At 32.2% G+C, this 3,322-nt stretch carries 1 protein-coding gene; it reads left to right on the forward strand.

Features of this window, described 5'->3' with window-relative positions:
- Window positions 1–313 precede the first annotated feature (313 nt).
- A partial coding sequence (locus tag E6771_RS15895; RefSeq protein WP_410054685.1) for a beta strand repeat-containing protein occupies window positions 314–3,322 on the forward strand: 3,009 nt, incomplete at its 3' end.

Here is a 3,322-nt window from a genome sequence, read left to right on the forward strand (position 1 = left end):
TGGAGACAGAATGGAATAATTTTAATAATTTTTTGAATGAAAAATTCTAAGATTTAAGAGCTCTCAGAACAAAATAAAAAAATAAGGTTCTCTTTTATATAATAAGGCGAACTTTTTTATTATCTATTATAACCTTTAAAATTTGAAAAATCAAGTTTTTATTTTTTGTAAATTGAATGGGATAAAAATATGAATGTCCTAAAAATAAGAACTCTCAGCCATTTAAAGTTCGCCTTATTATATAAACATGAACATTTTTTTTTAATCCAATTTTAAATGTATATTAAAGCGGATTTATAAAAGGGAGAAGAGTATGATAGAAAATATTATGAAGGCTGTAAAAAGTGGGAATAAAAAAAGAGGAAGAAATATAACAATAGGGGTAGTTATAGGGCTGCTTTTATCTTGTGTAGCAGTAATGGGAGAAGATATTGGACATGAAATAGTTAGTAAGAATGATTCAGAGTATGATTTTATAAATAATGAAGATATAGCAGTTTCTAGTTCTGGTGATGATGTTATAGGACTAGCTGTAATCTCCTCAACAATGAGAAATATATTAAATAACAAGAGTATAAATGCTGCTGGGGATAATAGTGGTGGAATATTTATAAATTCTTCAACAGTAGAGGGAGATATAATAAATAATGGAGCTATAGATACTACTGGAACTAGTAAAAGTTATGGGATAATTATAGGTGATAGATCAATAATGAGGGATATAATAAACAACGGAACTATAAGTGTTGTTGGAACTGATGAGGCTCATGGAATAAATATAGACAGTTATGCAGAAGTGAGAGATATAGTAAATAATGGAGCTATAAATGTCATTAGTAATAATGGTAAGAGTGTTGGAATATTAGGATTTTATGCAACAGTGAAAAATATACTAAATAGTGGAAGAATAACTGGTACTGCTCCTAGTGGCGGTAATGGTTATGGGATAAATTTAGAAGGCACAGAGGTGGAAGAGATAATAAATAGTGGGAATATAACAGGTGCTGGCTATATTTATGGTGGTCGTGGTTATGGAATATATTTATTAAATGGTTCAACAATAGAGAGAGATATAACTAATAGTGGAAGTATAACTGGTACTGCTGTTGGTGGCAGTGGTGGATTTAGTCATGGGATAAATTTAGAAGATGTAACAGTGGAAAATATACTAAATAGTGGAAGTATAACAGGTGCTGGTACTGACTCTGGTTATGGAATAAATTTATTGAGTGGTTCAAAAATAAAAGAAGATATAACTAATAGTGGAAGCATAATTGGTATTAGTGATGCTTATGGTAATGGAGTAAGATTAAGTAATTCAACAATAGAAGGAGATATAACTAATAGTGGAAGTATAACTGGCACTGCTAATAGTAGTTCTAGTTCTGTTTATGGAATATATTTATTAAATGGTTCAACAATAGAAGGAGATATAACTAATAGTGGAAGTATAACTGGTACTGCTCTTGGTAGGTATACTTATGGTTCTAGTTCTGGTTATGGGGTAAGTTTAAATAATTCATCAACAGTAGAAAATATAATAAATGGTGGAAGTATAACTGGTACTGTTGCTGTTGCTGAAACTCCTGGTTCAGGTTATGGAATTTCTATTGATGGAGCGATAGAAACTTTGATAAATAGTGGCTTAATAACAGGAACAGGAAAAAATGATGGTGCAGGAGTAAGTTTAGGTAGTTCAACAACAGAAGGAGATATAACTAATAGTGGAAGTATAACTGCTGCTGGTAGTTCTAGTTCTGGAATAAGTTTAAATTGGGCAACAATAAAAGGAGATATAACCAATAGTGGAAGTATAACTAGTACTGGTACTTCTTCTGTTTATGGAATGTATTTGATTGGTCCAGCAATCAATATAATAAATAGTGGAGTAATCTCAGGAAGAGCTCCTGCAGATGCTGCTGGGTATGGTATCGAATCTCGTTCTTATGGAAATAAGGGAAATATAAATAATTTAGGGGTTGTATTTGGAAGTATTAGTGCTGTAGGTGAAAATAGTACAGTTAATAATTATGGAATACTTATAGCAGGAAGAAATTCAGTAGTTGAAGGGGGAACAGCAACAAATTATGGTCTGGAAATTAGTGGCACAGATGGAAAGGTAAGTGAAGCCACACAAAATCTTACTGATCCAATAGTAATAGGGCATGATGCAGAAGGAAATGAAATAAAAAGAGAAATGAATATAAAAAATGCTGGTATTATTGGTAGTTCAGGAGTAGGAACTTCAACAGATAGTTTTACATTTGCTAGTAATCCAGTAGAATTTGATAACTCTATACTAAATGGAAAAGACAGCACATTAAAAGTTTCAGGAGCAGATAATAAAGTATCAGGTTCAATAATTAATGCTTATGGAAGAGCAGTTATCTTTGATACAGCTGGAGGAGAAATTACACTATCAGGAACAGTGGTAAATGGAGGAATAGATGGAAGCAGTACTGTAATAGGAAGTGACACAGGAGATGTATTAATACTTCAATCTGCAGAAATTAAATATGTAGATGGCAATAGAGTTCATAATACTGTAATTAATGGAAATATAGACATGGGAAAAGGAGAAGACATCTTTACTATTGCAGGTGAAGGAATAGTTAATGGTAACATAGACATGGGAATGGGAGATGATACTCTCACAGTAGGAATAGGAAGTACAATCAATGGAAAAATAGATATGGGAGAAGGAAAAGATGTCCTTACTATTGCAGATAAAGGAATAATTAATGGTAACATAAACATGGGGATAGGAGAAGATAGTCTTACAATAGAAACAGGAAGCATAATCAATGGAAAAATAGATATGGGAGAAGGAAAAGATGTCCTTACTATTGCAGATGAAGGAATAGTTAATGGTGACATAGACATGGGAGCAGAAGAAGATACTCTTACAGTAGGAATAGGAAGCATAATCAATGGAAAAATAGATATGGGAACAGGAGATGATACCCTTACAATAGAAACAGGAAGTGTTATCAATGGAACTCTTGATGGGGGTGTAGGAAATGATACTCTTAATTTTAATTCACCAGTAACAAGAGCTTCAAATAGTGGAGAAATAAATATTCTTCATAATATTTCAGGTTTTGAAAATATGAATATAAATACAAATGTAACTTTATTTGAAACAACTGTTGATAGTGATGGAAAAACAACAGGTTTAACAGTAACAGATGCAGGAAATATAACAATAGGAGCAAATGGAGTCCTTACTCTGAGAATAGATACACTAAAGACAGATAACTCAAGTGGAACAGATAAGATTACAGGTCATGCACTCTATGGAAATAATGGAGTAGTATCTTCA

This window comes from Fusobacterium sp. (assembly GCF_032477075.1).
GTDB lineage: Bacteria > Fusobacteriota > Fusobacteriia > Fusobacteriales > Fusobacteriaceae > Fusobacterium_A.